Origin of the sequence: Belnapia arida, assembly GCF_016773205.1 — a bacterium.
Taxonomy (GTDB): domain Bacteria; phylum Pseudomonadota; class Alphaproteobacteria; order Acetobacterales; family Acetobacteraceae; genus Belnapia; species Belnapia arida.
In genome coordinates this window covers 1-2703 of record NZ_JAETWB010000118.1, presented here as the reverse complement: position 1 = coordinate 2703, position 2703 = coordinate 1, and the positions used below count along the sequence as shown (strand labels likewise).

At 65.8% G+C, this 2703-nt stretch carries 2 protein-coding genes and 1 pseudogene; 2 read left to right on the top strand and 1 reads right to left on the bottom strand.

The window, feature by feature from the left end; all coding sequences use genetic code 11:
• Positions 1-269: 269 nt before the first annotated feature.
• Complete coding sequence (locus JMJ56_RS32870; protein WP_202836080.1) at positions 270-596, bottom strand: transposase; 327 nt, start codon at positions 594-596, stop codon at positions 270-272.
• Positions 597-1804: 1208 nt separating this feature from the next.
• On the opposite strand from JMJ56_RS32870, the gene JMJ56_RS35970 reads away from it, so the two are divergent.
• A complete protein-coding gene (locus JMJ56_RS35970) occupies positions 1805-1984 on the top strand; it encodes a transposase (protein ID WP_407927991.1) in 180 nt (59 codons plus the stop codon).
• A 582-nt stretch (positions 1985-2566) separates the two neighbouring features.
• Positions 2567-2703, top strand: a pseudogene (locus JMJ56_RS36340) (IS481 family transposase); the annotation flags it as partial.

Sequence of the window (2703 nt, the reverse complement as noted above, 5' to 3'; positions counted from 1 at the left end):
CAGAGCAGAAGGTGGCGGCGTTCCAGGCGGCTGCTTCAGCCGTGCAACACTGTCCGTAAAGGCGGGGCAAGGCCACCTCGGTCGACCAGCTATGCCGGCGGACCGTCCGAACCCAGACCTCAACCCCAGAGCCGGCATCGCGCCGTACCGAAGCCTTACGCGCCTCGTAAGCACCGCCTACGAGCTCAGCGGCCATGTCCGTGTCGTCTGCCATGCCCACGACATCGGGCAAGTCCCGCCATCAGTTCAAGGTGGGCAACAGCTGACGGTTACCTGTCGTACGCGCCATCACCGATAAAAGATGCCACTGCTTCGTCCACCCGGTCGAGCAGCAGCCCGATCCGGGAGCCGTCATCAGCATACCTGTCGGTTAGTGCGGAGGCGACGAGCCGCCCAATGTTGGCGTCGGCGACAAGGTGGAGCATCCACCGCACCCGGCGCTGCTTGCTGCCGTGCTTTTCCTCCAGCCGCTCGTCCGAGCCACGGAGCTTCAGCCCCGTTCTGTCCACCAGCAGATGTACCGGCACACTCCCCGCTTTCGGCCGCGCCACTTCGAGCACCTCGGCCCAGTGGCTGAGGGTGCTATCGCCCAGCACTGGTAGGTCGCGGCCGGAGGCCCTTGGTCTGGCGCAGCGCCAGGGCCGAACACGGCCCGCAGCGTCAGGGCTGTGGCGATCGCCAGCGCGAAGTAGGTGGGCCCCCGCCTCGGCCGGTGCGTGACTCAGCCTTTTAGGCCTCCGCCACCTTCAGCGCGAACCACACCGTGGAGGCCATGGCAAGCCCTCAGGCCAACGTCGTACTCGGCTCAGTTGGTCACTCGGTGCTTCTGCTTCGGGATGTGATGACGTCCAGCTTGAACGGCACAAGGGATGCCTCCACGGGATGACGGGGCCAACCCCTTACCTGAACCTGCGGGCCCGGCGATTGCTGCAGCAAGGCACCGCACGGCATGACTGATGAACTCAGCCGGAAAGCGGAGAGTGTTGTTGTTGTCCGGCGGGTCTGACCCCAAGTTGATTGACCCGGTGTAATGGTACCGAAATGTCGGCCTGCCGGACGACGCTCGGCTATCGAGTGGGAGGTGACCTCATAGGAGCCTAAGGCCGTTCATCCCGTCACAGTCCTGTCCGCCCGCCAGATTGCCAGACTCGCACCCGATGGGAGAACCGCCAGCACGAGCGCGGCCAGCTCGCACGACATCATTGTTGGCATCGACGCCCACAAACCCACCCACGCCGCCGTGGCCGTCACCGTGAGCTCGAGGCCTGGGCCCGATCACTGGGAGCCGTCAGCGCCTTTGGCATCGAGGGTATGGGCTCGTACGGTGCCGGCCTGGCGCGCTCTCTTCGTGCGGCGGGCCATACCCGTCCATGAGGCCGGTCGGCCCGATTGTGGGCAGCGCCACCGGCATGGCATCACAGACCACTTCGGTGCCGAAGACGCCATCCGCGCCGTGCTGGGTAGGCAGGCCACGGCTTTGCGGGGCCGGCACCGGTGAGGTGCAGATGATCAGGCACCTCAAGGTCGCCGGTGACACCGCCGCCAAGGCGCGCACCCAGGCCATGCTGGCGCTGAAGGTCATCATCAGCGCGCCGACGGCTCTGCGCGAGCAGCTTGAGGCCGTCGCCGGCCGGATGGCACTGGTCCGGCATCTGGCTGCCTTGCGGCCGGGGCCGCTGACCACGGCCATCGTCTCAGCCGAGGCCAGCCTGCGTGCCATCGCCCGCCGCTGGCTCGACCTCGACGGCGAGTCCGGTCATACGATACCCAGCTCAGCCGGCTGGCTGAGCCGTGTGCGCCGGAGATGGTCGCGGCGCATAGCATGGGCACCGCGACCGCGGCAGAGGTGCTCGTCCTCATCGGCAACGAGCCGGAGCGGATCCACTTCGAAGCTGCCTTGGCCAGGCTCCGCGGCGCCTACCCAGTGCCGGCCTCGAGCGGCAAAACCAGCAGGCACAGACTGAACCGTGGCGGGCATCAGTAGGCCAACGCTGCCGTCCACCGCGTGGTAGTCGTGCGCGTGCGCCCCCACCAGCCCATCCTCAACTACGTCCGGCGCCGTACGGCTGAGGGTAAGAGCAAGCGGGAGATCATCCGCGGCTTCAGGCGCTTTGTCGCACGCAAGATCTTCGGCTATCTCTGCCGTCCGTCCCAAACCGTCTGCGCAGCCCAAAACACCGCTTGACCGCTATAGGAGCATCGGTGCTGGATCGACAGCGATGGGAGCGGCACCGGGTGAGTGATTGCCCCGCCGAGGGCCTGCTCCTCAACTACTCGCGGTAATGAAACGCATCGACGGAGTGTCCGCCAACGTCACCGGCAGACGTGAACCTCGACCGGACGCTGCAGGCTTCAAAGTCTACGGTACCGAAAACCAAAGTTATCCCGATCTGAAGGGCTGGTATCACAGCCAACGGTAGATGGCTTCGTGCGATCGTCCGCAGTCTGGCTGGTGGGGCAACCACTCACCGGCCAGGATGGGGCAATTACTCACCCGGTTTTGCGGCTGATGTGTGATCCCAGGGTTTGATGGTGCAGTCTTCCAGCAGGCGTGGAAGGACGCGCTATGGGCCAGGTTCACCACGGGAGCGCCACAACGACAGCGGCGATCCGTCGAGCGATACAGCATAGTCAAGAGAGCCTGAGGGGGCTCGCCAAGCGCTACGGGATCAACCCCAAGACCGTGGCCAAGTGGCGGAGGCG